This window comes from Pleurocapsa sp. FMAR1 (assembly GCF_963665995.1).
GTDB lineage: Bacteria > Cyanobacteriota > Cyanobacteriia > Cyanobacteriales > Xenococcaceae > Waterburya.
In genome coordinates this window covers 3,865,679-3,890,316 of sequence record NZ_OY762512.1, presented here as the reverse complement: position 1 = coordinate 3,890,316, position 24,638 = coordinate 3,865,679, and the positions used below count along the sequence as shown (strand labels likewise).

At 38.4% G+C, this 24,638-nt stretch carries 19 protein-coding genes and 1 pseudogene; 9 read left to right on the top strand and 11 right to left on the bottom strand.

Annotation, left to right across the window (positions count from 1 at the left end; genetic code table 11):
- Window positions 1-19: 19 nt before the first annotated feature.
- Both bchH and SLP02_RS18975 read right to left on the bottom strand, forming a co-directional pair.
- Window positions 20-3,883: a magnesium chelatase subunit H gene (bchH, locus tag SLP02_RS18980; RefSeq protein ID WP_319422288.1), complete on the bottom strand. Its 3,864-nt coding sequence runs from the start codon at window positions 3,881-3,883 to the stop codon at window positions 20-22.
- A gap of 183 nt (window positions 3,884-4,066) precedes the next feature.
- Window positions 4,067-4,909, bottom strand: a pseudogene (locus SLP02_RS18975) (IS1 family transposase).
- Window positions 4,910-5,210: 301 nt separating this feature from the next.
- Here SLP02_RS18975 and SLP02_RS18970 point away from each other — a divergent pair.
- Window positions 5,211-6,791 (top strand): hypothetical protein, encoded by a 1,581-nt coding sequence (locus tag SLP02_RS18970; RefSeq protein WP_319422287.1) that lies wholly within the window; start codon window positions 5,211-5,213, stop codon window positions 6,789-6,791.
- 11 nt (window positions 6,792-6,802) lie between these two features.
- Here the strand turns inward: SLP02_RS18970 and SLP02_RS18965 are convergent, their stop codons facing one another.
- The 3 genes from SLP02_RS18965 to cysS are packed head-to-tail and all read right to left on the bottom strand — an operon-like array spanning window position 6,803 to window position 8,669.
- Entirely contained in the window at window positions 6,803-7,078 is a 276-nt protein-coding gene (locus tag SLP02_RS18965; protein WP_319422286.1) for an acylphosphatase, read from the bottom strand.
- A gap of 2 nt (window positions 7,079-7,080) precedes the next feature.
- A complete protein-coding gene (locus tag SLP02_RS18960) occupies window positions 7,081-7,233 on the bottom strand; it encodes a hypothetical protein (protein ID WP_319422285.1) in 153 nt (50 codons plus the stop codon).
- Window positions 7,218-8,669 (bottom strand): cysteine--tRNA ligase, encoded by a 1,452-nt coding sequence (gene cysS, locus SLP02_RS18955; protein WP_319422284.1) that lies wholly within the window; start codon window positions 8,667-8,669, stop codon window positions 7,218-7,220. Before cysS ends, SLP02_RS18960 begins: the two co-directional genes overlap by 16 nt.
- Window positions 8,670-8,937: 268 nt before the next feature.
- Here cysS and SLP02_RS18950 point away from each other — a divergent pair, with 268 nt between their 5' ends.
- The 4 genes from SLP02_RS18950 to SLP02_RS18935 all read left to right on the top strand — a co-directional run bounded on the left by SLP02_RS18950 (window position 8,938) and on the right by SLP02_RS18935 (window position 11,504).
- Window positions 8,938-9,714: a hypothetical protein gene (locus SLP02_RS18950; protein WP_319422283.1), complete on the top strand. Its 777-nt coding sequence runs from the start codon at window positions 8,938-8,940 to the stop codon at window positions 9,712-9,714.
- Window positions 9,715-9,769: 55 nt separating this feature from the next.
- Window positions 9,770-9,946, top strand: a complete 177-nt coding sequence (rpmF, locus tag SLP02_RS18945) for a 50S ribosomal protein L32 (protein ID WP_319422282.1) — start codon at window positions 9,770-9,772, stop codon at window positions 9,944-9,946.
- 110 nt (window positions 9,947-10,056) lie between these two features.
- Window positions 10,057-10,653, top strand: a complete 597-nt coding sequence (locus SLP02_RS18940; protein WP_319422281.1) for a sulfite oxidase-like oxidoreductase — start codon at window positions 10,057-10,059, stop codon at window positions 10,651-10,653.
- A gap of 95 nt (window positions 10,654-10,748) precedes the next feature.
- Complete coding sequence (locus tag SLP02_RS18935) at window positions 10,749-11,504, top strand: response regulator transcription factor (RefSeq protein ID WP_319422280.1); 756 nt, start codon at window positions 10,749-10,751, stop codon at window positions 11,502-11,504.
- 595 nt (window positions 11,505-12,099) lie between these two features.
- Here the strand turns inward: SLP02_RS18935 and SLP02_RS18930 are convergent.
- Window positions 12,100-13,665, bottom strand: a complete 1,566-nt coding sequence (locus SLP02_RS18930; RefSeq protein ID WP_319422279.1) for a CPBP family intramembrane glutamic endopeptidase — start codon at window positions 13,663-13,665, stop codon at window positions 12,100-12,102.
- Window positions 13,666-13,842: 177 nt separating this feature from the next.
- Here SLP02_RS18930 and SLP02_RS18925 point away from each other — a divergent pair, with 177 nt between their 5' ends.
- From SLP02_RS18925 to SLP02_RS18915, 3 genes are all read left to right on the top strand, one after another.
- Window positions 13,843-15,183: a histidine phosphatase family protein gene (locus tag SLP02_RS18925; protein ID WP_319422278.1), complete on the top strand. Its 1,341-nt coding sequence runs from the start codon at window positions 13,843-13,845 to the stop codon at window positions 15,181-15,183.
- 196 nt (window positions 15,184-15,379) lie between these two features.
- The gene (locus SLP02_RS18920; protein WP_319422277.1) at window positions 15,380-15,955 is read left to right on the top strand and encodes a hemerythrin HHE cation-binding protein; all 576 of its coding nucleotides are present in this window, start codon (window positions 15,380-15,382) and stop codon (window positions 15,953-15,955) included.
- Window positions 15,956-16,146: 191 nt separating this feature from the next.
- Entirely contained in the window at window positions 16,147-16,356 is a 210-nt protein-coding gene (locus tag SLP02_RS18915) for an acetyltransferase (RefSeq protein ID WP_319422276.1), read from the top strand.
- A gap of 408 nt (window positions 16,357-16,764) precedes the next feature.
- Here the strand turns inward: SLP02_RS18915 and SLP02_RS18910 are convergent, their stop codons facing one another.
- The gene (locus SLP02_RS18910) at window positions 16,765-17,799 is read right to left on the bottom strand and encodes a hypothetical protein (RefSeq protein ID WP_319422275.1); all 1,035 of its coding nucleotides are present in this window, start codon (window positions 17,797-17,799) and stop codon (window positions 16,765-16,767) included.
- A 535-nt stretch (window positions 17,800-18,334) separates the two neighbouring features.
- Between SLP02_RS18910 and SLP02_RS18905 the strand changes: the two genes are divergently transcribed.
- A complete protein-coding gene (locus tag SLP02_RS18905) occupies window positions 18,335-19,309 on the top strand; it encodes a glycosyltransferase (RefSeq protein WP_319422274.1) in 975 nt (324 codons plus the stop codon).
- A gap of 43 nt (window positions 19,310-19,352) precedes the next feature.
- Here the strand turns inward: SLP02_RS18905 and SLP02_RS18900 are convergent, their stop codons facing one another.
- The 4 genes from SLP02_RS18900 to SLP02_RS18885 form a co-directional block, all read right to left on the bottom strand.
- Window positions 19,353-20,579, bottom strand: coding sequence for an endo-1,4-beta-xylanase (locus tag SLP02_RS18900; protein WP_319422273.1), 1,227 nt, complete (start codon window positions 20,577-20,579; stop codon window positions 19,353-19,355).
- 26 nt (window positions 20,580-20,605) lie between these two features.
- Window positions 20,606-21,847 (bottom strand): O-antigen ligase family protein, encoded by a 1,242-nt coding sequence (locus SLP02_RS18895; RefSeq protein ID WP_319422272.1) that lies wholly within the window; start codon window positions 21,845-21,847, stop codon window positions 20,606-20,608.
- Window positions 21,848-22,054: 207 nt separating this feature from the next.
- On the bottom strand, window positions 22,055-23,305 hold the full coding sequence (locus SLP02_RS18890) for a glycosyltransferase family 4 protein (protein ID WP_319422271.1): 1,251 nt from the start codon (window positions 23,303-23,305) through the stop codon (window positions 22,055-22,057).
- 253 nt (window positions 23,306-23,558) lie between these two features.
- Entirely contained in the window at window positions 23,559-24,494 is a 936-nt protein-coding gene (locus SLP02_RS18885; protein ID WP_413467401.1) for a glycosyltransferase family 2 protein, read from the bottom strand.
- Between the last annotated feature and the right edge of the window lie 144 nt (window positions 24,495-24,638).

Here is a 24,638-nt window from a genome sequence, read left to right as displayed (position 1 = left end):
GTTCATTGTCTATTGTTAATTAAACCGTAACTCCTTCTAATTCATCTTCTGTAGACTCGTATAACTCTCTCAACTTATCTAACTTTTCTTCATCGGCATTCCATAAGCCTCTTCCTTGAGCCTCAATCGCTCGTGCGACAATATTACGAAAGGCTTCAGGATTGGCATCTCGTAACTTTTGTGCCATCTCTGCATCTAAAGCATAGGTATCAACTGCTTGATCATATACCCAGTCATCTTTAAAATTGGCTGTACCACCCCAACCGATTAAAGCCGTCATGCGCTGAGAGATTTCATAAGCACCACCAGAACCTTGATCAGCCATTGCTTCTGCCCATTTAGGATTAAGTAATTTGGTGCGGTATTCCATGCGGAGTAAATCTTTTAGCTTGCGGGGAGTGGTATCTTTAGAAAAGCTTTCGACAAACGAGGTTTCTACTTCCTTTCCACTTTGTTTTTCCGCTGCCAATTTTAAACCGCCAGTGTTACCATAGTACTCCTGGATGTCGGTTAAGCCGTATTCAACAGAGTCAATTTCTTGGATAATTTGACTGCTTGTCTCTAATAACTGCGATAATACTTCTGGTCTAGCCTGTCCTTTATCCTTGCGTCCATAACTAAACACGTTACGGTTTTTCCAGGTGTCCGCAAGTTCATCACTAGATTCCCAATTACTATCTACCACTTGGTCGTTAACTAAAGAACCAAAATCACCAGCAGGGTTGGAAAACATTCTGGCACTGGCATTGTCTACACCCTGGGCTTTTAATGCCAAACAATGCTTGCGAATATAGTTATTATCTGCCGATTCCTCCGCTTCTGCTGCCCGTCGGAATAAATCATCTAGCAATTCAATAATATTGACAAAAGTATCGCGGAAGATCCCCGACAGGTTAGCTAAAACATCAATGCGAGGATGTCCTAATATTTCTAAGGGGATCAATTCATAGCGGACAATTCTTCCCGTACCTTCCTTGACAGGTTCAGCACCGACTAACTCTAGTAAAATACCTAAAGATTCTCCTTTAGTTTTAATTGAATCCAATCCCCATAACATGACTGCTACCGTTTCAGGATAAGCGTCCTTTTCCTCTAAATTCTGCTGAATAATCTTTTTAGCAATCTCTTTTCCTCTTTCATAAGCAGCAGGAGAAGGCATCCGATAAGGATCTAAAGCATGGATATTTCTACCAGTGGGTAACACACCACTACCATCGCGTAATAAATCCCCTCCAGGCGCGGGGGGTATATATTCACCGTTTAAACCTCGCAGCAAATTAGTCATCTCATCAGTATTCTGCACCAACAAGTCCCTAATCTTCTCTCCCTCTTCTAACTTAGAAGTTAACTTTGCGTCATTACTTTGCGTCTTTGCGTCTTTGCGCGAAACTATCCCATCAATCTCACCTTCCGACAACCCTCCATCAAAATACGCTTCCAAATACGACTTCAACTCTTCTTTGCTAGGCTTTTCTCCCAAAACGTGCAGCCCAGAAGAAAACAAACGCTGTTCTAATACCTGCAAGTATTCATATACCTGAACAAAATATTGATTAATTACATTTTTACTAAATAACTTCCCATTCTCGACGGTAAAACTAATTCCTTGTTTTAAACCCTCTGTAAACTTACAGTCTTTTTCTAAGCCAGCATCAACAATCTTCTGACAGATAATATCTCTCAAGGCATAATTCTTTTTAGTGTCTTCTCGATACTCTCCAATCAATTCCCGCAGGGCAATTAATTCTTTGTATAAACCCGCCCGTCCGTAAGGAGGAACATTATGAGAAACCAAAACGCCATAACCCCGACGTTTCGCCAAGATTGATTCTGAGGGATTATTGGCTGCATAGATATATAAGTTGGGAATATCACCTAACAAAATATCTGACCACGAATAACCCGTATTGCCCAAAGGTGAACCAGGAAGCCACTCTACTGTACCGTGCATTCCAAAGTGGACTACCGCGTCAGCCTGATATTCGTTTTGCAACCATTTATAAAAAGCCGTGTACTGGGGATGGGGAGTTAAATCTTTTTCAAACATCAACCGCATAGGATCTCCTGCTATGCCTAACGGTGGCTGTACTCCTATCCAGACATTACCTAACTGGATACCTCCAAGTTGAAACTCATCGCCATAGGTTTTAAGTCCTGTACCTGTTAAGGATTTCCACTGCTTTTCAACTCTGGTAGTTTGCAGATAGCCCAACCATTTTTCTAAAGTGCGGACGTTTACTTGAAATCCCCCCTGTCCTTCTTTATTAAGAGGGGCTGATTCATCGGCTTCTTTTACCTGCTTGATAATCTCTTCGCCATCTTCGGGTAATTCGCCTACGTCATAACCTTGAGCTTTAAGTGCCTGGAGAAAATTTAATAAACTCTTAGGTACGTTTAATAGTGCTGCTGTACCCGTCGCGCCATAACCAGGGGGAAAGCCATATAAGATCACCGCAATTTTTCTAGCTGGGGTAGGAGTATGACGCAAACCAATCCAGTTTTTGACTCTGCCAGTTAAACGATGAAGTCTTTCGGGTACAAGATAGATATCTTCTCCTACTAAACCACCTAAAGGGATAGTATCGATCGCACCATCTAATTCAGGCAGGGAATACAACACTACACTCTGTAAACCACCAATACCCTGACGAGTCCAGGAATGGATATCTTGAATGAGTAAAGGTGCAGCAACTATATAAGGAACATTCTTAGCAGTGAGTATTCTTTTAGCTACTTCTACCTGTCTGCCAGCCTCCATCGATCCTGCGGGACCGCCGACCAAGGGAAAGCCAATAGTTGAAACAATTGCATCTACCTTAACTGCATCATCCTTTAGCGAAAGTATTTCTTTATTACCTTGCTGTCTTTGTTCTTGTTCGTAGGTAGTTGTCATCCAGTCTCTAACCGCCACATGACCTTCTACACCGTTGATGAATATAGGTAAAGGGATTAATCCCTGGGATGCAAAATGTTTGATTAACTGGGGTATATAAGGCTGTTTGGTAATCACGTGTTTGCGATATAACAAAATTCCGATGACTGGTAGGGGCGTGTCTTGGTGCGCTTTCCCTTGCGGAAAAGTGCGGTCTTGGGGGTTTCCCCCATGAGCAACTTTTTCAAGACGCGCCTTTCGGCGACGCGGGGTCGCACCGCTTTCGCGAAACGCCCCTACATCGGGAATCTCCCTTACATCGTCTTTCGCCCCTACGTGTTTGTTGTACCATTCCAGATAATCCTGTGGCGACGTAAAATAACCCTGATATTCGGGATGCAATAAACCCATATTAGGGGTTTCAACTGGTTGGGGAATATCACCGACGGTTAAATCGAGATATTTCTCTGCTAATGTCCAACACATCGAAGCAACATTTTCTGTGCCTCCTGCATTCCAGTAACCGTAAATAATCAACCAATTACGCAAATCCTGTACTTTCTTCCCAGGAATGTATTTTAGTAATTTAGGTCCTGTTTTTAAAAAGCTAATATAGCCAGCTAGCTTATCTTCTTCCTTGCCATTACCAAACTTACTGAGAATAAATTTAACTGGCTTGGGCATTCCCTTTGGCTTGTCGCCAATGGCAAATTTACCCAACTGCGTCAGACTCATCAACTCCAAAGCCGACTCAAATACAAGCCTGATGGGAATATTTTGAACTCTTTCTCTTAACCACATTACCTGGTCGTAATCAAAAAGCAAGCTACCAAAGAAAACATCGGCAGACTGTAGCGCAGTTTCTACCTTAGCAGGATATGTCGTGATATCGCGATCGCTAAAGACAATTACTTCTAACGCCTCACAACGTGCAGTAGCCATCGACCCAGCCTGGCGATACAGGTTAGCGTTAAAAGATTCAAATCCCGCAATCAAGACAATACGTTTCATACACTCTTATTCTTAAAATTTCTTTATATATTCTTACTTTGATTGTAAAAGTAATTTTCCTAAAAAGAAATTGTAGAAAGTCAAGTTACAAAAAAAAGTCAAGATAAAAGGGTAAGATTATACAAAGGTAAGAATTAAAGATACAAGGGTAGAAAGCCAATATACAAGGGATATTTGGTAGTCCTAAAGATGTAAGGATGCGTTGTAGTGATGGACAAAATACCAACGGGCGAGTGGAATATGGCTCTTAAACAGAGCCATATTCCACTCGCCCCAAATTGCTCCAACCTGATTTTCAATCTTCTTCGAGAAGAAGAGTGTTTTTCTGACTAAACGAGAAACTCTTTGACGCAATGTACAGTTAAATCTCTCGATATAATTAGTTTGTCCTGTCTCCTTTCCTACGGCTTGATGGCGTTGGGAAGGGATTACTTGTTCATAGGCTTCCCAGAAATCACTATAACAAACGGCGCACTGTCGATAGACTGGAGGTAAAGAAGACCCAAGTTTTCTAGCTCCTTTTCTGCTGCGGTCGCCGACATGAACTCCAATCACTTCTTTAGTCTGAACATCTAAAGCTAGCCAAATCCACTGTTTATTGCTTTTATTGCCAACAAATGACCACATCTCATCACACTGAATGGTCAGTTTTCCTGTCTTGGTGCGCCTTCGCGATTCGTCTTAAAAAGACGCGGTGAAGCAGTTGCGGTGGTGAGACACTTGCGTTGCGGACGGCAGTTTTTGAGGCGAGGAAACGCCCCCGTTTAGGGGGCTTGTTCCACTCGCCTGTTGGGACAGAATACTCTGACCCAACCTCGACAGTTCCTTTAAGCGGGGTTCCCCCGCCAATGGAATCTTTTCTAACAATAGCTTGTCAATTAAATTTTTGGTCGGTTGACTAATAATTTTTTGCTGTCGATTTTCGACGAACTGTCTACCGCAGTCACGACAACGATAATTTTGTTTTCCATTGTGAATTTTTCCATTTTTTACAATTTGCTTGGACTTACAAGAAGGACAGGATATTAACATCTTGCTCTACAAAATTATTTCTTCTTATATCCTTACATCTTTAGGACTACCAAAATTCTATCAATCGAATTATAATTATGTTGTCGTCGGGCATTTAACTGGTTCGAGTTCGATATCCTACTATCCGAACCCTCATATAGTGTCTGCGAAAGACGCATAGTTTTAGTAGGAGAAAGATTAAGGCGATCGCGCTGCTCCGTCGAATTACTTCTGCCGTTGTCATGGGTTTAGAATGAGCGATGGTAAAGGCAGTAATAAGCAGACTACCAAATTTTAAATTAAGTAGAACTCTTATTTGAATAAACAGCAGATGTTTGACAGCATTAATTCCACTTCTCTCAGTCAGGCAAAGCTATTAAAGTTTTCAAGATATCTATCTCTGTTCTTGATTATATCTGGAATCGCGATACGTTTGATTCAATACTTCAATAATCGATCGCTTTGGTTTGATGAGGTTAATCTGGCTTTAAATATAGTTAATCGCTCTTATGGAGAATTGACTCAAACTCTAGATCATAACCAAGCAGCACCTTTAGGGTTTCTCTGGGTTGAGAAATTGGCGACGCAGATTTTTGGCAATAATGAATATGCGCTGCGGTTGTTTCCTTTGGTGTCTAATCTTGTAGCTTTTGGGGTTTTCTATCAATTAGTTTATCGCTATGCTTCTCCTCTGGCTGCACCTATTGCGATCGCTTTATTTGCTTTTGGTCGTCATACTTTATACTTTGCCACTGAACTTAAACAATATTCTAGTGATATTGCGATCGCGCTAATATTATTTTGGTTTTTGACTAAAATCGGTCATAAAATTCTCAATACTCAAGAAATTATTGGCTATGCACTATTAGGCAGCTTAGTTATCTGGTTTTCTCATCCTTCTATATTTATGCTCGGCGGAATCGAAGGCTATTATCTTTTAACTGCTGCCAATAAACTTCGTTTCAAGATTTTAAATAACCGTTTGCTTGTTTACCTAGCTTGGCTAATTAGCTTTGGTTTATTTTATTTTCTCACCATTGCTAACACGATGAATAACGAAGATTTAGCTTCATCCTGGAGTTCTAGATATCCAGCTACTTTTTGGGATATTGAGTGGTTATTTGATGCGTTGGGTAGATTTTTTTATAACCCGATGGGATTTACAGGCATAACTGACGGAATTGGCATATTTGCCTTTATCTTTGGTTGTGTAGCTTGGTATAGCAAAAATAGAGCTTTTCTTGGTGCTTTAATTGCTCCCTTTGTTGCTACTTTAATTGCTGCCTATCTTCATCAATATCCTTTCCGCGAGAGGTTAGTTGTGTTTCTCGTGCCTTTAGGAATCATCATAATCGCCGAGGGAATTGCTTGGTTATTAAATAAATTTCAGACTGCTAAAGTTATCAAAAACAATCGCTTTAAAACTTCACTTCTGGCAGGGTTGTTAGGTGCTTTCTGCCTTGTGGCTTTAACTATTCCTCCTATTACAAGAGCCAGCAACTTTATAATTCATCCTGAATTAAAACATGAAATTAGACCAGTAGCCGAATATGTTTTATCTCACAAGCAGCCGGGAGACACAATTTATGTCTATTCTTTAGGCGCACAGGCATTTACTTATTATGCAGCCAGACTCGGTTATTCAGAACAAGACTATATTTTGGGTTTGGGTAATTTATCATACAAAGACAAAGAAGCAACTCAAAACTGGCAAGAATTACGGACAGATATAGAACCTTTAAGGGGTAAATCTAGGGTTTGGTTTGTACTCCGCGCCGAAGAGGATGAAGAAACAGCAATACTAGAATACCTCAATCAAATTGGTCAGCAGATCGATGTATTTAAGCAACCTGGCGCATGGGCTCATCTTTATGATTTGAGCAAGGTTAGGAGATAATAGTACACTGCTTACCTACGAATTTCAAAACCTTGATATTGTTCACCAGTATCTTGAATAACTTCAAAATTTAGATCATTTACTACAGCCGAAGGTGAACCAGATCTAGCCCATTCAATTAGTGCATCAACAAGTTTGGTTTCTCCTACGGTAACAATTTCTACATTGCCATTTTTTAAATTTTGCACATATCCCCGAACGCCTAATTGTTCTGCTTTTTTGCGAGTATAGTACCTAAATCCTACACCCTGCACTTTTCCTGAGACAATTATTTTTGCTTGCTTCATAGTTAAAATAGCTTTTTAATATATTGCAGAATATCGGGAATATCACTTTCAAAACCGTAATTAACAGCAAAATAAACCACAAAAAACATTTTGCGTTTAGATTCGTATTTAATTCTTGACCAAAAGTTTTCTTCTATATTTAACCTCGATTCCAAATGGTAATGCCTCCTGGTTGATCGATTAGAGTAATACCTTGAGCCTGTAGTTCGTCTCTAAGGCGATCGCTTTCGCCATAGTTTTTATTGGCTCTAGCATCATTGCGCTGCTGCACCAAAGCATCTATTTCCCCATCACTCAAGCCTTCGTTAATATTCTCACCAACATCTTCAATCTGCACTGCAAAACCCAAAATTCCCGCAAGCTCAATTAAAGTATGCCATTGTGTTGCCAACTCTTCTGTTGCCGTTTTGGTTGTTCCTTGATGGATTAAAATATTGCCTTCCTTACTTAGATTCTTGGCAATTTCAAATAAAATCGCTAAACCACCCGCAAAGTTAAAATCATCGTCTACCGCTTCTTTAAATCGGTTAACTAATTCTTTGTTTTGATTGGCGCGATCGCTAGAGGCTGAAAAAGCTAACTTTTCGCCATATTGATAACCAAATAGCAATCCTTCTTTTAAAGTCTCCCAGCTATTGGTAGCTGTAGCCAAAGCTTCTTCAGTAAAGTCTACAGGCTTACGATATTGAGTCTGCAAAATAAACAAACGTACTGCCATTGGCTCATATTTATCTAACAACTCGCGGATAGTAATAAAGTTACCTAAAGACTTAGACATCTTTTTCCCTTCCACAATGATCATGCCGTTGTGCAGCCAATAGTTAGCCAGGGGTTTACCCGTTACTGCTTCAGATTGAGCAATTTCGTTTTCATGATGGGGGAAAGTCAAATCTCCACCGCCGACGTGAAGATCGATGGTTTCTCCTAGTCTTTCTCTGACCATTGCCGAACACTCTATATGCCAGCCAGGACGACCATTTCCCCAAGGAGATTCCCAAGCTGGTTCACCTTCTTTAGCAGCTTTCCAGAGAGCAAAATCGAAGGGATACTGTTTCTTTACTTCGCGATCTTCGACTCCAACTCTGCCACTAGCACCAGCCTGCATATCTGCTAATTTTCTACCTGATAGCTTGCCGTATTCAGGAAACTTCTGCACAGAATAATAGACATCTCCCTCGGCAGGATAGGCAAAACCCTTTTGTTCTAATTCATAAACCAAACGCTTGATGCCATCTAGGGTATGGGTGGCGCGAGGATAAGCATCGGCTTTACCAATTCCTAGCTGTTCCATGTCTTCAAAGTATGCCTCAATATACTTTTCAGAAACTGCCTCCATTGAAGTTCCCTCTTGTCTGGCGCGGTTGAGGATTTTATCGTCAATGTCAGTAAAATTTTGAATGTAATTTACTTGATAACCACTCCACTGTAGGTAACGACGCACCACGTCCCATACTAGACAAGTTCTAGCATGACCAAGATGGCAATAATCATAGACAGTTATGCCACAGCAATACATCCGCACTTTATTCTCTTCAATGGTTTGAAACGTTGATTTGGTGCGGGTAAGAGTATTGTATATGTTTAAAGTCATGAGCGTGGTTTAAGTTGGGATGTTATTGCAGACTCGCAAATATTGAAGTCAAAAGTCAAGAGTTAAGAGTCAAAATTATTTTTAGTCTTACTAGTTTACATTTTTGGCGAAAGTATGGCGTTTTCAGAATACTAAGATCTAGCAATTAGCAGAAATAACTTTTGAACAGTTTGAAGATTTTCTGAGCGACATGGGAGTTTACTACTTTTTTTGGGCAAAGTATTTATATATGCATATTACACAAAACAATTTTTTGGCTGATTAGATTATGACTACAACTAACGTGGCATCTGCCGTTAATCCCTCGACTATTACTGATTCTATTGAAGAACTGTCCATCATTATTGCAGCACAAGACTTAACACCTACCATGATGAGCCAAGATTTTCTCAAATTTAGTGGCATCATCCCCAAAGAATGGGAACTCTCCCAGCAGCCAGTACTAAATCCTAATTTGGCGCAGTTAAACTTTACCAATGGTGTCGGCATAATTGCCCAGCCTCATACCATTACAATACGAGAATCTTTGGGAAATAGAAAAGTAGAAGAATTAGCGATCGCAACTGTAGCAGCCAAGTACATTGAGAAACTGCCTCACGCAGACTATGTGGGCTTGGGAATGAGTCCTAAAATTTTGATGCCTTTTCCTGATAACCCCGCCACTGTGCGCGAATTTATTACTAGTAGCCTACTTGGTGCTGGCTCTTGGAAAAAAATTGGTCAAGCTCCTGTACAGGCAAGCATTAATTTAATGTATCTTTTGGATAGGTGCCAATTGACCATCAGCGTTTCTGAAGCTCGACTACAGCAACTTGAACAACCACCAATAATGGCAATTTTGTTTTCTGGCAATTTTAACTACAGCGTTAGTCCAGAAGGAAACCAAGAGAAGAGATTAGCCCAGGTGCAAAGCTTTTTAGATAACTGGAAAAATGATTTAGCAGAATTTAGAGACATAGTTAATCACAAGTTTTTAGACTCTGATCCTGGCAATGCCGAACAATTTATGGGTGAGACTAGCCTTTTTCCTGGTCAAACTCTCTAGCTTTTTGGGACATAACCATTACAATAGTAAGGTTGTCCTCTTAAATTAAATAATTATGGCAGTACCAAAGAAGAAAACTTCTAAATCGAAACGTGATAGTCGCAAAGCAGTCTGGAAGCGCAAGGCAGCAGTAGAAGCTAAAAAAGCTTTATCTCTGGGTAAATCCGTCTTGTCTGGACGTTCTAATAGCTTTGTCTATCCTCAAGATGATGAAGAGGATGACGAAGAATAGGTTTTGTCGATAAGTATAGATTGGGAAAGTAATGGTGTGTGCCTTAAGGTTACGCACCTTTGTTTTTTACTAGAATTAATTTAAACGAGAAGTTTATTAAACTGACAACTATGGAGAGAAAATTTTTTACTAAACCAGAAGCAGACCAAAAACAAAGAGTTCCTCCTGGTCAGTATCTAGCTAAGGGGTTTCCTGTTCTCACCTATGGAGAAACGCCTCAAGTTTCTACTGATAATTGGCTGTTTAAAGTATGGGGTTTGGTTACACCTAAAACCTTTGACTGGTCAGATTTTATGAGTTTGCCCCAGCAGGATATTACCGCTGATTTTCACTGCGTAACTCGTTGGTCAAAGCTAGATGTACAGTGGAGAGGAGTCAGGGTTACAGATTTTCTTGAGGCACTTGAGATTGACCCCAAAGCAACTCATATTTTGCAACATTCCTATGGTGGTTACACGACTAATTTGCCCTTGGATGACTTTGCCCGCGCCGAAAACTTTTTTGCTCATACCCTTGACGGCGAACCTCTACCTGCCGAACATGGAGGTCCGATGAGATTAGTTGTGCCTCATTTATATGCTTGGAAAAGTGCTAAATGGATCAACGGCATCGAATTTTTAGACCACGATGAATCTGGTTTTTGGGAACGAAATGGCTATCATCGACGGGGAGAGCCATGGGCAGAAGAACGCTATGCAGGTCGATAACCAAACCTTAACCACATTAATAATTTGCTTAGGATGTTACTAGGTGCAAATTTTAATGTATATGTAATATTACTGATAATTTAAGGTATTTATTTATGCTGTGTTCAGAAATCCAGCCTCCAGTCGAATCTAAATTGACTCAAACAAATCGCATCTTACTAGTTGAAGATGAAGACTTAATTAGAGAGATGGTTGTAATTGCTTTAGAAGAAGAAGGTTTTGAGGTTCACACCGCCAGCAATGGTAGAGCAGCACTAAATATGCTGCAAAACCCCAACCTGAGCCAAGCAAAATTAGCTCCAGATTTAATTATTTTAGACCTGATGCTGCCTGAAGTTAATGGCTTAGATATTTGCCGTTTATTGCGCTATGAAGAGGATATTACACCTATCTTAGTAATTAGTGCCAAAAGCAGCGAAACAGACCGCGTATTGGGCTTAGAGGTAGGTGCAGATGATTATCTGACCAAACCCTTTAGTATGAGAGAACTTGTAGCTCGTTGTCGTGCCTTGTTGCGTCGCCAAAGATACACAAGCTCGTCTTCTAGTTCTAGTTCGGTTCAAAAGTATCGTGATATAAATCTGTTTGCTGAAGAGTGTCGGGTTGTGGTCAGGGGTTCGGAAGTAAATTTGTCTCCTAAAGAATTTCGTTTATTAGAATTGTTTATGAGCTATCCCCGTCGAGTTTGGTCTAGGGAACAATTAATCGATCAAGTTTGGGGTCCAGACTTTTTGGGAGATACCAAAACCGTAGATGTTCATATCCGCTGGTTACGGGAAAAATTAGAAGAAGAACCTAGTCAGCCTGAGTATCTGATTACAGTTAGAGGTTTTGGCTATCGCTTCGGTTAATATTTTTTACTAGATATGTCTGATGTAAATTAAAAATATTCGATCTTCCCATTCTGGTTGAAATTTATCTGTAAAACCATAATTTAAGACTGGGGGAAAGTTCCCCCAGTCAACACTCTCGCGCTTTTCCAAGTCCGCTTGTGTTTCCAAGTCAAACACTCCAATTAGTTGCTTTTAATATACATTTGGAGCATTTCATCCATTTATTTTGCCAAAAATATCGTTACTTATTCAGCAACGCTAAATAAAATTATCTATGCCAAAATAGGAGCGAACTTTTCCCTTAGCTATAAATGAACAGCTTATCTTTATCTGCCAACCCATCCTTGGAAATGCTTTGTTCTCAATATTGGCTTGACTGGCTATAAAAACAAAACCTCAGCATTGCTCTAAGCACCTATCAAACCAATCGTATTTTTTAAATTGGTTATAAAACCAGACGGAACACTCTCTACATTTGAACGTTTATTCGAGCGAGCAATGGGGTTGTATGATACTTCATACAAGAGATGAAAAATCGTAGTGAAATAGGCAATTATCGGCTATAACATTTTATATTTAATTCCGCCTAGCTACTTACTTAAGCGTAGCGATACTAAACTCCACTACCTAAAACAAACAAACTAATTAATGTGCCACTATTCCAGAGGCTATGAAGTAACATTGGAGCTAAAAGATTACGCGATCGCGTGTAGACTACTCCCAGGACAATACCTAAAGTAGCTAAGGGTAAAACTTCTGATAAGCTCAGGTGAGCGATCGCAAAAATAAAGCCACTCAGAACAATTGCGCCCCACACTGGCAGATAGCGGGTCAAAGAAGGTAACAAAAAACCTCTAAACATTATCTCTTCAAAAATCGGTGCCGCGATCGAGGCTGTACTAAAAAATACTGCTAACGCTACTTTGTCCTGTGCTTGCAAAGCTAAAAATAGCAATGGGTTACTTCCCCCTTGTCCGTGCCATATTTGCTGATTAATCAAAGACACCAACAAGACTAAAGGTACAGCAGTTAAATAGCCTCCAAACCCCCAAATAAACCAGTTGCTTTTCAGCTTAAATTTAAACCAGTCTTCAGGTAAGGGAAGAAAAGACTTAATTGAAAAATAAAGCACTGAAATACCTCCGGCGGCCATCAAGAAATAAGTCGCCAAAACATATAAAGCCTTGATTCTGAGAGAAAAATTAGCAGGATTAAGCTGAAAAATACCTAACAACAAAGGTATTACAAAAATAGGTAAAACAACTTGACTAATAAAGAAAAAGCCAACAATCAAAACCTGCCAGGTTATTTCCCAATCCCAAGGAGTTTCCCATTTGTTGTTATTATTTGTAGCCAGAATAGAAGTCTCCTTTTTGGTCAACCCCTGCACAATTAAGAAGACTAATAAAATCACTCCGCCTATGCCACCAAAAACAGGAATACCACTAATTACGGCTAGCTTGATGATTGAATTAGCAGCAATTTGTATTTCTTTAGTTTGTAGCGCAGCTAAATCATTGGTTCGATTGTTAACCCGATCCAATTGTGCCAAAGCCTGATAGCGAAACCAACTATCTAAATTGTTTTCAATAATTCCTACGCTTGCTTCTAATTCTGGAGATTTACCTTGCCATAGTTGCTTAAGTAACGTTGCCGTTTGCACATAATTATCTTCAGGGTTATCGATCCGCTTAATTTCCCGCTCCCAAATCGCAATCGCCTCTTCTGGCTTACCCTGTACCGCCAGTAAGATTCCCTGTTTTACACCCAATTCATTAATAAAGCGATCTAATGCGCCTATTTGCTGTTTAAGCTGTGTTTCTCCAGCAGCATTTGCTTCTGGCTTATTGCTAACCAGGTCTGTATTCGATGTTTCTAGCTGCTGTAGCTGAGAGCTAAAAGTCTGACGACTAGCTGCTGATTCTTGGCGAACTTTTTGATATTGTTTGCTAGCCGAGGAGTAGGGATCTTCTCCTACTAAAGAGCTAACTGCACTGTTGAGATCGAACTCATCTGTAGGACTCGATTTAAATTCTGCTACCTGGAGGACTAAATTAGTTTGATATAGCTCTAAACGGCTTTGAATCTGTGGTTGAGAAAGACTGTTGTTTAGAGAAAAACCAATCATAGCGATCGCAAATATGGTCAGTAAAGCTAGAATTATTCGCTTAGGTGTCATTAGATAGGGAAATTAATAATCATTATTTTCTTATATGCCTTTGGCATTATCCCCTTTCCGAGAATACTTATCAATCTTTTAAGTAAGGGCAACTAATGAATAAAAACTTACAATACTGGAGATTCTTCGGTTTGTGGATACAATAACTGAGGTGAATCAATTTGGAGGATTAAAAGATTGGCTACTCGTGTAATTATCGTTCGCCACGGACAAAGCACCTATAACGCTCAGAAGATAATTCAAGGTCGTTGTAATGAATCTGTCTTAACTGATCGAGGGATTGCTGACGCGCAACAGGTAGGGCAAGCTCTCAGTGACGTAAAGATTGATGCCTTTTATTGTAGTCCTTTGCAGCGAGCAAAAAAGACGGCAGAAACGATTCATGCAGGTTTAGCGAATCTTCCCGATTTAGAGCCTACAGACAAATTGATGGAAATTGATTTACCTTTGTGGGAAAAACTAAAAAAAGATGAAGTAATGTCCAGATTTGCTGATGATTATCGTCAGTGGAAAGAAAATCCGCAAGAATTTAAGATGATTCTCGAAGACGGTACAGAACACTACCCTGTACTAGCTCTCTATCAACAGGCACAAGACTTCTGGCGTGAGGCAATCGCCCAGCATTTTGGCAAAACAATTTTGATTGTGGCTCATAACGGTATCAATCGTTGTCTAATTATGAGTGCGATTGGCATCTCAAGCGATCGCTATCATTCGATTCAGCAGTCTAATTGCTGTATCAATATTATTAACTTTTCGCTTAACTTTGGCGACTCTGTACAGCTAGAATCTCTTAATCAAACATCCCATTTAGGTATTCCAGTTCCCCCCACTCGTCCATCTCACCAAGGACCTCGTTTGTTGTTGGTGCGACATGGAGAAACCAACTGGAATAAAGAATCCCGCTTTCAGGGTATTAGAGATATTCCGCTTAATGATAACGGGCGATCGCAAAGCCGTAAAGCTGGCACGTTTCTACAGAATGTACCGATAGATTTTGCCATCTCAAGTCCTATGATGCGTCCCAAAGAAACCGCAGAGATCATCTTGGAAGAACATCCAGGTGTCAAACTACAGACAACTTCTGAATTGATTGAAATTTGTCATGGTTTATGGGAAGGGATGTTAGAGACCCAAATCCAGACAGAGTATCCTGACTTGCTGCAACAATGGAAAGATAAACCCGAAACAGTACAAATGCCAGAAGGAGAAAATTTACAGCAGGTTTGGGATCGAGGTGTAGCAGCCTGGAATAAAATTGCCGCTGATTACAGTAATACAGACACACCTAAAACAGTTCTAGTAGTAGCTCACGATGCCATAAATAAAGTGATTCTTTGCTATTTACTTGGGTTAAAGCCAGATAACTTTTGGAACATTAAACAGGGTAACTGTGCAGTTAGCGTCATCGATTATCATAACGGCGCATTAGGTAAACCAGTAATGCAAGCCATCAACATTACTACTCACTTAAACGGTGGAAGCATCATTGACAAAACCGCAGCAGGAGCATTATAAGACAATGAACAATCATCAATTAATCAATATTTAATAGATTACTAAACTTAATCTATAACTTTTGGCTAGTTTTATTGTTTGCCTAATTAATAAATGAAAACATTGATCAATCATAAGTAAGATGTTTCTCCTCAAAATTAACGTCAGACTATAATCGTTAGACAAAATTAATTAGAAATTGGAGTAAAAGCAGCTTATGGCAGCTACATTAGAAACCACCAAAAAAAATGCGATCGCTCGCAAATTAGCAGATATGAAAACTCTGCAAAATTTAATGATTTCCAACGAAGAAAAGTTATTAAAGGCAAGTACTGATAACAAAAAAGTTTCAGAAACCTTAACAAATATGTTAGAGGATGATCGCAAAAGTTTAACTGCAATTGACGAAGCTATTGCTGAATTGGAAGTGACTTCTCAACCTAGTGATACTATTACCGAAATGGTGCAGGTTATGGAAAGTCTTATGTCTGAAAATGATTTGGACATATACGAAAAATTTATGCAGCACGAAGGGCTAAAGCATCAGTTAGTGATGACTGGTTTATTGGTACATAAAGCAGCCCAAGCAACTGACGGTATTTTACAGAAATTAGTAGACCCGATAAACAAAGTCAACTTCAAGAACCGCGCCCATCAAGAACAATTAAAAGGCTCAATCTACTATTATGGCGTGCGCCAGTTAACAGGGAACGAACCAGAAGACGGTATTTGGGCAGCAGCAGAAGATGGGATTGCTGCGCTTAAAGGTGTATTTGGCGGTTTAACTGACTAAATGCTGATTTAAGCTTTATAGCCGTGGGATAAGCTTGTAATGCGTGTCTTGAAATCTAAGCCTTTTGCTAGATGGAAATAGCATCGGCTTAGTAATACTTTAGAGTGTGTAAATATTGCTGATTGTTTTTGTAAGAAAATTGCAAACTATCTACAATGTTTTATCTACACTCACAAGCAAGGAGCTACTCAATGTTATTGAAAAACAAGCAAGACGATGAATTGATCGAAATTTCTGAAATAGACGAGCTAATCGATCCCTTCAAAGATAAAGTAACAGGTCAAATGCAAGCTGGTCAAAACGAACAGCCGCCAGAACCTTTTGATAAGCAAAATCTTGTTTTTCCTTCTGGAGAAAGTCTTCCCCAATGCTGGTTAGACAGTAACTATAAATTAAAGTAGCCTGTTTATAGCGTTTTTATATTTTCAAAAGGTTTAGTTTTAATGCTTTGCTTGATTTTGATAGTTACTAGTCGCTAGTTGCTCAATACTTAAGTTTTGCCTAACTAATGAGGCGAAAGACACAAGAAATTAAAAATATAAATTTCAAACCGTAATGACAAATGGCTTAATCTAACTATGTAAGCTTTTAATCGCTGCGGTTTTTTTCTTCGTCTTTTCCAAAGCCATTTTGACTCGGTGCGCTTACATATAGCAATACGAGGCTGTGTTAAGATACTCCCTGCGGTGGGTACACCTTGGCTACTTTTTACTTTTTACTTTTTACTTACGAGCAATTAAATTTTTTTTCCTGTCTTGGTGCGCGTTCCCTTGCGCCTGACGGCGACGCGGGGTCGCACCGCTAACCGATTAACGTACTGCGATACTATGTAATAGGTTAGGAAAAAACTTTTCAGGCGATATAAATCGATTATAGACAAAACGATTTTGCGCCTTCATTGTATTTAGTTCTTTATCAGTTGTTTGCTCAAAATGCTTTAAAACAAAATCTCCAATATTTTCTAGAGACTGAACTGGAATCTTGACTATATGTAATTTGTCTTCAAAGGGAATAACTATATCAGTGTCTAAAACCACTGGTATACGTCCTGCATTTAAAGCCATGTAAAAGCGTCCAGAATAGTTACCAGTTCCTCTAATACACAAAATATAGTCGCATTTACTTGTATTAGTTACAAACAAATTTTCTAATAGTTGTTGATTAGTTTCATTTTTAAAATAGTAGCTTTGATAGGGATCGCTAATATCGAAATGACCCTCAATTCTTGTATCTAGTGACAGAATGTTAATAGCTAATGTTCTTAATTTTAGACTCATGCCTTCTCGAAGTTTAATATTAACCTTGTGAGCTAATTTACCTTCAGCCAAAACTGCTTTGGCAACTTTCGCGGGTAACATTAATTTCCCTAGCTGGGATAATTTGCCTATAGATGATATAGTCCCGCAAAAACCAATTGCTGGCTTTAATTTTTTAGGTAATGCTATTAAAGCATCTAGGCTTTTTTTAGTCCTATAATTACTCCAAAAAGGACATTCTATTTCAAAAGGTTTTTTCAAGCTTTTATACAAACCACAGCGCAGTATTTTAGCTGTTGGTATTTTTAGAAAAATATCAGAATCACTAGTTGCATCAATAATTAGAGGCTTATTATATTGTTCAGCTTTTTTTGCTGCTGTGAATACAGATCTATCAAAATTTAGAGTTTCTGGATGAAAAACTTTATTAGGATATACGGCTAAATCACAGTCTTGAATTGAACTGACCTCTGTGTATTTGTTTTGATGTATAAAATTGTCAAATATCTTGTCTCTGTTTCTAGATCTCAAAGACCATAATAATTCTACACGAGTATCTACAGGTGCATTGAAAGTATAAATTTTCATTAGTTGTTGTCAACTTCAAACTACTATTTAAATATGTAATTAACAAAAACAAACAACTTAGCATAGCCGATCTTAAAAATATTGTCAGCAGTAAAAAAAAATTAGATTTATGTATTCATTATCTGTACTATTTTTCATAGAAGTAATTAACTTGTATAGCTTCCAATTAAGCTAGTTTTAAAAAAATAATCGCTAAATGTGTAATACAATATTAGTAAATAAAAGGTTAACTAGTTTTAATCGTATTGTCAAACATAATATTAAAATACATAACTATTACAAAAATATAATGAAAAACATTATGATTTTTTACCTATTTAAACTGTAAATTAGTTAGTAGTTATCATATATTAATTATCTAGCTGATAGTTTATTGACAATAGGACAAAAAATAGCCTTTAACAAAAAATCTGACTAGACTATACTATTATATGAAGTCAAACCTACTAACTTTTATTCCTTTCAAGTTTAATAAACCAATACTAATTTAAAAGTTTAAGACAGCTGCTAATTATAGTTAATTATGTTGTGAGTAATGTCGAATAGCAATTCAGCCAATAAATTTTCTGGTTTGTTCCTAGTTTGGAAGCAGTATCAAAGAAGACCTGAAGTTCTCGCTCCTCTGATTAATTGTGAGCTAAAGTTTATTCCTCATTTATTCAAAAGTAAATATTTACGACCTTTAGACTATCTAATAAAACTGGTAGTAAGCGTTCAAGCTATTTTAACTAAAAAGCCTGATTTTGTAGTGGCTCAATGTCCTCCTACCTTTAGTGCTTTGCCAGCTTTACTTACCAAAACTCCTTATATAATTGATGCTCATAATCCTTTATTTCAAGTGGAAATGTGGCAAAGCTTGCCTCTAAGCAAAGCTTTGCTAAAAAATGCTTTGGCAATTATTGTTCACAATGCCGAAATGTTTCAGTTAGTTTCCAAAATTTATCCTCAAGCCAAGCTGTTTACAATTTCCGATCCTATTAAGGCGATCGCGCCAACCAAACCCCAAAAACGCCAAGCCAAACAGATTTTAGTTATTGCCTCATTCGATCCGTGGGATGAACCAGTAGATTTATTGATTGAAACTATGGCAAAGCTGATTGAATATAACTTTGTAATTACCGCTGATATTAACAAGCTGAATGCAAAAACGGCAGCCAGTTTGCAAAGATTAGATAATGTCACCTTGACTGGTTTTCTAGCCACTGAAGAATATCATCAAGTCTTATGTTCAAGTTTGGCATCTTTAGTATTGACCACTAGTAATGCAACTCAACCCAGTGGTGCCTGTGAAGCTTTATCGTCAGATACTCAATTAGTTATTAGCAAGACATCATTAACTGAAAAATTATTTGGGGAATGGGCTGTATTAGTAGAAAATTCTTCAGAGTCTATCGTCAATGCGATTAGAGAATTAACTCTTAAAAAAATAGATTTGGGTGAATATCGTCAACAATGGAACAAAGCAGTACAAGAGGAAATTTTTGCACTAACTAGATTAAGTGATAGGTAAGTATTTAAATAAAAACGAGTATTTTTTTAGTGCGTACAATAGTTTAACGTTTAGGCGCATTATCAAAAGCGTTGGCGATCGCATACCAAGCCAGTTTACGATTTAATTGAGCGTCTAAAGGTAAAGGTCGCTGGAGAGTACCATCTTGACGAGGTTCATTTTTATCTTGTATCCAACTATAGCGATCGCTCAATCCCCAAGTAGCTACAGCAACTACCGCAGGTTCATCTAGAGCGACTGCCAAAAAATCTTGATAGGCTTGGGCAACAGCGCGATCGCGACGGGCAATATCTCCTTGAAGATATTTATCTGTAACATCTAGTTCAGAGATAATAATTTTTAAGTCTAAATCAGCCACATCCCTAAGAAACTGACGCAACTTTTGGGGGCTAAACTTATCATTCATAGCAGCATTCAAATGAGCCTGAATACCAAAAGCATCAATTGGAGTTCCCTTAGCTTTTAAACTTTTTAGCAGTTTCAATGTGGCAATTCTTTTAGCTTCCTGTTCGGGAGTGTCATAGTCCAGCCCAAATTCGTTATAGGTAAGCATTGCTTGAGGATCGGCTTGTGAGGCAATTTGGAAAGCAAGGTTAATGTAATCTGTCCCCAGAAAATCAAGCCAACTAGGAGATTTTACGTCATTAATACCACTTATCTTTGTATCTCGAAATCCATCTGCTCGACCATCTTCAACATTAATTGCTTCATTGACTACATCCCAGGAATGAATTCTACCTGCATATCTTTTTACTACAGTGGTAATACTATCGCTCATTATATTTTTTATTTCTTGACTAGTCGTACTGGGGTCATTAAATTTAGCCAGCAGCCAATCAGGAGTAGAGCGATGCCATATTAAAGGATGTCCTCGCAACACCATGTCGTTTTCTGCGCCAAATTTAGCAAAGTAGTCAGTTGCAGTAAAGTCGTATGTACTTTCACTAGGACGAATACCTCCCCAATTCCAGTAGAAACTAATTACTAAAAGACGACACTCTTGCACAAGCTGAGATTGAAACAGGGGATCTTTAACAAAATCCTGGTATCCCGCCTGAGGAAATGCTCCATATAACAGTCCATTAGGGGCAGCGCGATCGCCTAAAGGAGTTGTTCCCTTTGCCGAAAAATCTTCTTTAGGTTTGCCCGATTCTGAAATCCGCTCTTTTCTAAATTTCAATTTGCCCGCTATTACTACAGCAATACCTGCTAAAGCACTTAAACCCAGTAAAAAAGCTCGCCTTGTGATTGATTTGCGTTTTTTGCCCATCTGAAAGATTTATTCTTTTAAAGTATTTAGGAGGTAAATGTTTGATTTTGAAATAAACTTAAATTTCTTTTTTTCTTTTTCTGACCGCTATCGATCTGCAATCGAACTGTTGTCAGAACGTACAAAAACCATATGTAGGTCGGCATAACAATTGTAGAGTGAGAAAGGTTAGTCATAAATACATCCGTCAACATAAACAGAGGCACAAATGATTCAGGGCTGCGATTGCCAAATATTAATTTTATTGCCCTACCAACGTTATTTAAAAAGGATAAAGCAAATATCATAAGTCCAATCAAACCCACGCTAATAATAATATCTAAGAATCCATTATGAGCATGAACTGCCCAGTCTCCAATTAGACGAAAAATTATAGCAGCAGGATTATCTGAACCTCGCCATGGTTGCCAAAAACCAGAATATCCATAACCAAACCAAGGGCGTTCTGGAATAATCTCCGTGATTAATAAATTCCACAAAGGAACTCTTCCCGTAAAGGTCATATCTTTTCCTAACAAAGACATCGTATTGTTAGGGTTGCTGAATAACCAAATACTAGGTGCCGCAAATATTGACAAAATGAATGTAAACAGAAAATTAGCCTGTAAAAAAGTTAGCTTTCTAAATATTTGCGGAATAAATATTATTACTATTAAAGAGAGAAAAACAACAAATGCTCCAGCAGAGTTAGCCAATTGCATAATGACAATGCTCAGGACACAAAACAGTAACGATCGCCGGCGATATTTAGAATTTTGCGTAGCGTTTAACAACCATAATGCAGCAGTTAATGCCATCATATTTCCCAAATTGATAGGATGACCAAGAGCTCCTGCCCATCCTTTTTCATTGAGTCCTTCCGAAGGAACAAAAATAGCCAAAAAGGCACTTAAAAGGGCTACGAAGGTTTGATTCCAGCGTAATAATTCAAGAAGTTGTCGCCAATTATACTTTCTAGCAAAGTAAACTGCAAAACTGCTAATAAGGACTAAAGATATTGCTGCTTTTAGAGTTATGAAAGGGGTTGCTGACCAAAAAGCCGAAAAAACTGTCAGACCGAGATATATGCTTAAATAATTTTGCTGAAAAAGAATTATTACATTTAAGATAATTTGACTGACGCGAACTCGCAGCAAAATAAATACAGCAGCGTAGACAACAAATAGAAAAATGGCTGAAAACAAGTTTTTTTCAGGACTTCCCAAGGAAGCAAGATCCAAATGGGAAAAAGGAAATATGCTAACCCCAGAGACAACAAACAAAAACATATAGACGGCTAATTGCTCAAAAATCGAGGCGATCGCTTTGTCTCTTGTAAGATAAAATAAGATGATAAAACTAGCAATTAAAGCAACTAATGTTGCCCCCAATACTGGTGGATATAAAATTAGGTCTATCATAATATTTAAAATAGCTTTGCTGAATTAAGTTTTAGACAACTACAGTTAAGCTTATTTACGTACTTCATTAATTGCCTAATTATCCATAGTTTCCTTAAAAAGAGATAAATAACGACTTGCTTGGATCTGCATAGTAAACTCTTGTTCTGCTTTTTCACGAGCGCGGTGGGACAATTTCTGATGTCTTTCTTCTTTTTCTAGCACCCAAGCAATTCCTTGAGCCAAGTCTTCAGTTTGGAAAGGTTGGGCTAAATAGCCATTTTTTTGGTGTTCGATCAGATCGGGTATGCCACCAATATCAAAGGCGACACAAGGAGTACCACAGGCGATCGCCTCCATGATAGTGTTAGGTAAGTTATCTTGAACTGAAGGCAAGACAAAAATATCCGCAGCCGAATATACTGCCGCCAAAGAAAGATCGTCGTTCAAATTGCCTACATAGTGAGATGGTAAACCAAACTCAGGTAGATTATCAGATCGAGAAGCTCCAAAAATTACCAACTCTAACTTATCTTGCCACCCAGATTGACTCAACTTTTGTAGTACTGGTTGCAGAAATTGAAATCCTTTTCTTTTGTCCCTAGTTGCTTTCATTGACCCGAATAGAACTAGTTGCTTGTCTTGAGGTAGACGAAGCAGTTTTCGCGCTACCTGGCGATTAATTGGTCTATACTTTTTCGTGTCAATACTATTGGGAATTACTTTGATTGGTAAATCTTGAAATAAGTAACTCGAACTGGCACACTTAGCCAACCAATAGCTAGGACTAACAATGGTCAGATTGAGATTTTTCCAGGCTTTTGCTTTGCGTTGCCATACCCAACGAGATAAGTCCCAATCTTTGCTGCTGCCAAGTAGAGGACAGCTACCACAAGAAGCCATATAGCGATCGCACTCACGACTATAGTGGCATCCCCCTGTAAATGGCCACATATCATGAAGCGTCCAAACCAAGGGTTTGTTTAACTTTGCCAGAGTTTCAATCTGTAGATAACTATTACAAATCCAGTGTAGGTTGATCACATCTGGATTAAGTTGAATAACTTTAGAAGCAATCTTATCTGGAAGCCATTGAAGAGAATAAAAACTATCATGATCGCGATAAAATCTCAACGGCAGTTGACCTAAACTTAGTCTTGACCCAGCAGTAATTTTTCCTATACCTGATTCATCTGAAAAACCAATAACTTGTTGATCGTCAGTATGCTTAGTTTGGACTAACATCTGAGAATGATGATCGATATTTTTAAAGCCTTGATGTAATCGATATGCCGCACGTGCAGCGCCTCCCTTAACATCAGAAGTACTAAGAAGCAAAACATTCATAATTAATAATGAATAGCTACAGGTAGCTATATCCTGAGTCGGTTATAATAACAATTAGTTGAGGTGAAATTTCAAACAATTAACTTCACGAAAAATGCTTATTTTGCAAACGACTTTAGTTTTATAAACAGCGACCATTAGTTTTAGTTTTGTTGAGATTTTCCAAACCAGTTTGCTGTTTATAAAACGCTACTACACTGATTCTAGCTTTTATTTAAAGTTGTTGTAAGTTCATCTTTGGGTTAATCTGAAGTTATGACCATATTTCCCAAAATCTTTCGATTTTAACGCCAATCTTCTTAATAATACCTAGATAATTGAATAAAGTTTTCTGTGTAAATCTATCTGCTTGTGTATCACGAATTACATATGGTGGATGTTTCATAGGAAATTCTATTGCTTCTACGGCTAGATTGCTATATAAGCTTTTTTCATTATTCGTGTTAGTTGATTCTAGACCAAAACCAGTATTGGAGATTAAATTTACGTTTGCCAGAATGCTCAATTTGCTCTCAACCCAACAGGAAAATGTCCATTGAAAGTCCCAGTTATCTATACGTTTATCATGCTCATATGTAGACTGAAAAATCTCACTCCAGCATTTTTTCGCCTCTGGATCTTGCAATATGTTACGCAGCAAATTCTTCGCTTTGATTTCTGGCCAAAGCTTCATATCAAAGTCATAATACTGCCAGGATCTTCTCCAAGTTGCCCAACCCCAGATGTGGGGATAGCGAGAGAAGTAATAACTATATTCAGTTTTGTTGCGTCCTAGCTGGACATTTTGACCAGATATCGAAGCAATTCGTTCATCATATCTATACCTCTTCAGCAGTTCTTCACAAAAGCGAAAGAATGTAGGATGAGGTAAACAATCATCTTCTAAAATAATGGCTTCTGGTACTTGCTCAAATACCCAATCTAAACCACTAGAAACTCGCTTGGCGCAGCCCAAATTAATTTCTGAATAGTTCTTTAAAATTTCGCAATCCCAGTCAACTCGATCTATAATTTCTCTTGCAGCAGCACACTTTTCCGCTTCTCCTGGTTTGTCAGAACGAGAACCATCTGCAATTACCAAAAGTTTAGGTGGTTTGGCTTGGCGAATTGCCTCGAATACTTTTTCAGTCGTATCTGGTCGTTTAAAGATTATAAAAACAACTGGAGTTTCAAGCTGAAAATCAGGCATCTGTTCTTCGACAGTTATAGTTGGGTCGATCATAGAAACTTGCAAACTATAACTAATTAGTCATTAAGTAATTAATCATTTAATTTTACATTTATAGAGAAAATCATGATACGAAAGTTGATCCATTGTGTTTTATGGCAATCG

Bases quoted from the DNA above. Each gene is read 5' to 3' on its own strand.
- SLP02_RS18910 (WP_319422275.1), bottom strand. From the start codon at position 17,799: ATGAAAATTTATACTTTCAATGCACCTGTAGATACTCGTGTAGAATTA.
- SLP02_RS18940 (WP_319422281.1), top strand. From the start codon at position 10,057: ATGGAGAGAAAATTTTTTACTAAACCAGAAGCAGACCAAAAACAAAGA.
- SLP02_RS18885 (WP_413467401.1), bottom strand. From the start codon at position 24,494: ATGCCTGATTTTCAGCTTGAAACTCCAGTTGTTTTTATAATCTTTAAA.
- rpmF (WP_319422282.1), top strand. From the start codon at position 9,770: ATGGCAGTACCAAAGAAGAAAACTTCTAAATCGAAACGTGATAGTCGC.
- SLP02_RS18930 (WP_319422279.1), bottom strand. From the start codon at position 13,665: ATGACACCTAAGCGAATAATTCTAGCTTTACTGACCATATTTGCGATC.
- cysS (WP_319422284.1), bottom strand. From the start codon at position 8,669: ATGACTTTAAACATATACAATACTCTTACCCGCACCAAATCAACGTTT.
- SLP02_RS18890 (WP_319422271.1), bottom strand. From the start codon at position 23,305: ATGAATGTTTTGCTTCTTAGTACTTCTGATGTTAAGGGAGGCGCTGCA.
- SLP02_RS18950 (WP_319422283.1), top strand. From the start codon at position 8,938: ATGACTACAACTAACGTGGCATCTGCCGTTAATCCCTCGACTATTACT.
- SLP02_RS18915 (WP_319422276.1), top strand. From the start codon at position 16,147: ATGTTATTGAAAAACAAGCAAGACGATGAATTGATCGAAATTTCTGAA.
- bchH (WP_319422288.1), bottom strand. From the start codon at position 3,883: ATGAAACGTATTGTCTTGATTGCGGGATTTGAATCTTTTAACGCTAAC.
- SLP02_RS18895 (WP_319422272.1), bottom strand. From the start codon at position 21,847: ATGTTTTTGTTTGTTGTCTCTGGGGTTAGCATATTTCCTTTTTCCCAT.
- SLP02_RS18905 (WP_319422274.1), top strand. From the start codon at position 18,335: ATGTCGAATAGCAATTCAGCCAATAAATTTTCTGGTTTGTTCCTAGTT.
- SLP02_RS18900 (WP_319422273.1), bottom strand. From the start codon at position 20,579: ATGGGCAAAAAACGCAAATCAATCACAAGGCGAGCTTTTTTACTGGGT.
- SLP02_RS18920 (WP_319422277.1), top strand. From the start codon at position 15,380: ATGGCAGCTACATTAGAAACCACCAAAAAAAATGCGATCGCTCGCAAA.
- SLP02_RS18935 (WP_319422280.1), top strand. From the start codon at position 10,749: ATGCTGTGTTCAGAAATCCAGCCTCCAGTCGAATCTAAATTGACTCAA.
- SLP02_RS18965 (WP_319422286.1), bottom strand. From the start codon at position 7,078: ATGAAGCAAGCAAAAATAATTGTCTCAGGAAAAGTGCAGGGTGTAGGA.